The organism is Mycobacterium sp. TH-M11, from assembly GCF_057473725.1.
The window spans coordinates 1-4,328 of record NZ_JBYCLD010000541.1; the positions used below are offsets into that span (position 1 = coordinate 1).

At 68.5% G+C, this 4,328-nt stretch carries 2 protein-coding genes; both read right to left on the reverse strand.

What is annotated here, in order from left to right; all coding sequences use genetic code 11:
* A partial coding sequence (locus AC2VOG_RS20480) for a beta-ketoacyl synthase N-terminal-like domain-containing protein (protein ID WP_486941649.1) occupies window positions 1-3,569 on the reverse strand: 3,569 nt, incomplete at its 3' end.
* Between the two features lie 276 nt (window positions 3,570-3,845).
* Window positions 3,846-4,328, reverse strand: a 483-nt coding sequence (locus AC2VOG_RS20485) for a cytochrome P450 (RefSeq protein ID WP_486941650.1), incomplete at its 5' end; no start/stop codon positions are given.

The following is a 4,328-nucleotide window of genomic DNA, read 5'->3' on the forward strand; positions in this document are numbered from 1 at the left end:
GGGGGGGGGGGGGCGGCGGCGGCCGGGGGGGCGGCCCCCCCCCCCCCGCCCCGCGGGGGGGGGGGGGGGGGGCCGCCCCCCACGCCGGCGGTGTAGCAGAGATCGGCCGACGATACCCCGGCCCGGAGCACGTCCGCATAGCGAGCGGCCAACGCGGACAGCGCTTCTGGCGATCGGGCCGATAGCGGTAAGAGTTCGAACCGGTCGCTCACGTGCGGCCGCGGTGACCGGACTTCGGGTGCCTCGGTCATGACGACGTGTGCGTTGGTGCCGCCGAAGCCGAACGCGCTGACCCCGGCGACGGCCCGCCGACTGGTCGACGGCCACGGTGTGCGAGCGTCAGCCACCCGCAGCGCCAGTCGGTCAAACGGGATGTGCGGATTGGGCTGGTCGAAATGCAGGCTTGCCGGGATTTCACGATGGCGCAGTGCCAGTGCAGTTTTGATCAGTCCGGCGACTCCGGCCGCGGCCTCGAGATGGCCCAGGTTGGTTTTCACCGAGCCGATCACACAGTGATCGCCAGGAGTACGTCCTTCGCCCAGGATCGCGCCGAGCGCGGTGGCCTCGATGGTGTCGCCCAACGCCGTACCCGTGCCGTGCGCTTCGACGTAGTGAACGCTGCTGGGGGACAGCCCCGCGTGACGGTACGCCTCGGTGAGCACGGCCTCTTGGGCATGCCGGCTGGGGGCGGTCAGGCCGTTGGTCCGGCCGTCGTGATTGGTGGCGCTGCCGCGCAGCACCGCATAGATCTGGTCACCGTCGGTCAGCGCTGTACTCAAGGGTTTCAGGACGACGACGCCGGCGCCTTCGCCGCGCACATATCCATCGGCGGCGGCGTCGAAGGTCTTGCAGCGACCGTCGGCCGCCATCAGTGCGGCCTTGCTGAAGTTGGCGCTCAGCGCCGGCGACAAGATGACGTTGACGCCGCCGGCAAGCGCCAGGGTCGATTCACCGTCGCGCAGGCTGCGGCAGGCCAGATGGACGGCGACGAGCGACGAGGAGCAGGCGGTGTCGATCGCCATGCTCGGCCCGCGCAGATCCAGCGCGTAGGAAAGACGGTTGGCCGCGATGCTCAGCGCGCCCCCGGTGCCGCTGTAGGCGTCGATCAGGTCGGGCCGGCCGAACTGCAGGCTGCCGTAGTCATAGGTCGAGATGCCGACGAACACGCCCGTGGGGCTTCCAGCCAGCCGCTCGGTGACCTGACCGGCGTCCTCCAGTGCTTCCCAGGCCACCTCCAGCAGCAGGCGCTGCTGCGGGTCGATACGGGTCGCCTCGCGCGGCGAGATGTTGAAGAACGAGGCGTCGAATTGGTCGACCTGATCGAGGAATCCACCCCTGCCGACGCTGCCGGGATCCGGGGTCCAGCGCTGCGGCGGAATGACGCCGACGGCGTCGCGGCCTTCGGTGAGCAGTTGCCAGAAGGCCGCCGGCCCGTCGGCCCCGGGGAACCGGCAGCCGAGGCCGATGATCGCGATCGGCTCGTCGGCGTCGAGTGGCCGCGCGTCGGGACCGGCCGGCCGAGGCTTGGGCCGCCCCGCGGCGTCTTCGGTCAGATGGGCGCACAGCGCGTCGATGGTCGGGTGCTCGTAGGCGACCGTGGGCGAAAGCTCTTGCCCCACAAACTCGCCCAAGGCGGCCGCGAGGCGGACCGCGCGCACCGAGTCGAGGCCGTAGTGGGCGAACGGCAGGGATGTGTCGATCTCGGTGGGGGACAGGCCGAGCATGTCGGCGAGCTGGGTGGCCAACCAGACCGCCAACTCCCGAGCGTCGGATGCGTGCGGTGGGGCTGTCGTGCCGGCCGTGCCACGGGCATGGGCGGCTGCGTCGAGCGAGGCCGCCTGCCACTGCGCAATCGCCGTGAGCGTGCCGTCGAGAAAACGTTGCCGGCATCTGCTGCGCCGGATCTTGCCGCTTGACGTCGTCGGAATGGTGGACGGTTCGGTGAGAACGATTGCGTGGGGCTCGATTTCGTGGTGTTCGGTCACCGCGGTGCGGATCGCGGCGAGCGCCTCGTCGGTGTCGATCTCAGCGACCCGGTAGCGATCGACTTCCTGTACGACGACGAGCTGTTCGGTCGAATCCGAGTCGAGGGTGATCGAAAAGGCGGCTCCGCGGCCGCGCAGCAACGCGCCGTGGCTGTCTTGGACAGTGGCTTCGATGTCTTCGGGGTAGTGGTTGCGGCCGCGGATCACGATGAGATCTTTCAGGCGGCCCGACACGAACAGCTCGCCGTCCAGCTCGAAGCCGAGGTCGCCGGTGCGCAGAAACGGTCCGCGCCCGCTGTCGGCGAGAAATGCGCCGAAGGTCTCCGCCGTTTCGGCGGGCTTGCCCCAATAGCCTTGAGCCACACTGCCGCCGGCCAGCCAGATCTCGCCGACCCGGTCGCTCGCGCACGGCCGGCCGGTGGCCGGGTCGACGATGACGGCCTCATGGCCGGGCTGGGCATGGCCGCACGCCACGAAGGACGCCGCGTTCGAAACGTCCGCCGCGACCGGGACGATCCGGTGGTCGCGCAGCGCGTCGCTGTCCAAGTGGCGGACGACGGGCGCGGTCCGCTCGAGCTCGGATTTGCCGGAGACCAGCAGGGTGGATTCGGCCATGCCGTACACGGGAGCGAACCCCTGCGGCCGAAAGCCTGCGGAGGCAAAAGCATCGATGAACCGCTGCAGGGTTGCGGCCCGAATCGGTTCCGCGCCGCACATGGCCGTCGACATCGTGGACAGATCCAGTGCGGCCCGCTCTTCGGGCGTACTGAGGTCGACGCACAGTTGGTAGGCGAAGTTCGGCGCGGCGGTGATCGTGCCGCCATGTTTGGCTATCGCCTCCAGCCAGCGCATCGGCCGCTCGATGAACGATTCGGGCGGCATGAAATACGTTGTGGCCCCGACATAAATCGAGGTGAGAACACCGCCGATGAGGCCCATGTCGTGGTGTAGGGGCAGCCAGAAGACGCCGCGGGCGCGGTCGTTTCCGGCACCCCAAGCGCTACGGATGGCTTCCACATTGCTCAACAGGTTGCGGTGCGTCACCACAACGCCTTTGGGCGATCCCGTCGAACCCGAGGTGTATTGCAGCATCGCGGCGGTGTCGGGGCCGATGTCCGGAGCGACCCAGTCATCGGCCGACGCGGTGACGTCGTCCACGGCGCACCACTGCATGGCCGGCCCGTCGGCCATCTCGTCGATCGCGCTGCAGAACTTGGCTTGAGTCTCGGCCGTGGTCACGGCGAAGCGTGCCTCGGTGTCACGCACGATCGACGCCACCCGGCCGATCACCCGGGTGCGGGCGGGCGGATGCACCGGCACCGGCACGACACCGGCGTACATGCAACCGAAGAATGCGACGATGAAATCCAGGCCGGACGGGCACAGGACGAGCGCGCGTTCACCCGCGACGCCCATCCGCTGCAAGGAGGATGCGGTTGCCCGCGCCCTGGCGTCGAGATCGCCGAAAGTCAGTTGGCTGTGTTCTTCGCCATCGGGCGAAAAGCGGCAGTAGTCGAAAGCGTCTTTATTGTGCTGGGTTTCGGCTCTTTGCCGTACGAGATCCAGGAAAGTCTGGTCCGTCAATCGCATTCCTTCCGGCGTTTATTCTGGACGCCGAGCCGGGGCCTCGACCATGAGGTCACGGCGATACCGCCGTCCGAGCTTCTGCAACAGTGCACTCGATGATGCAATTCCCCGCGGCGCCTGCGGCGCACTTCTGCTGGCATGTGTTTCTCCAGTCCGTCGACGTCAATGTTATTTGCTGGCCCAGGATGCCGCGTCGGGGAACAACGTGTCCGCCGGGTGTGGCAGAAGTGCCGCAGCGCTGGCTGACCGCTCCAGCCCGCCGGCGCGGTCCGCTCACGTAGAGGTGGTTTCCCGCGCCAATTTGCCCGTTGGGTGATAGGCGGACAGCACAACCGGGGCCCCGTTGGCCGGCACCGGCAACGGGTGTTTGCGGCTGGGGCGACCACCGGGGCCACCGTCGACAGCACTGAGGCGACGGTGCTGCAGCAAGGTCCGCAGCAGTATGCGGGCCTCGAACAGCACGAATTCCGCGCCGACACAGCGGTACACGCCGCCGCCGAACGGCAGCCAGGTATTAGTGCCCGGACGTGTGTTCACAAAGCGCTCTGGCCGGAAAGCAAGCGGGTCGGGGTGCAGGTCATCGCGTTCGTGCATCGCCATGATTGCGAGGATGACGTAGGCGCCGCGCGGGATGTGCAGCCCGTTGAGGTCGAAGTCGCGCAGGGCGCGGCGCCCGGTGATGGGCAACGCCGGCCGCAGGCGCATCGACTCGGCGATCACGGCGTCAAGGTAAGTGTCCTCGCCTCGGTCGATGCT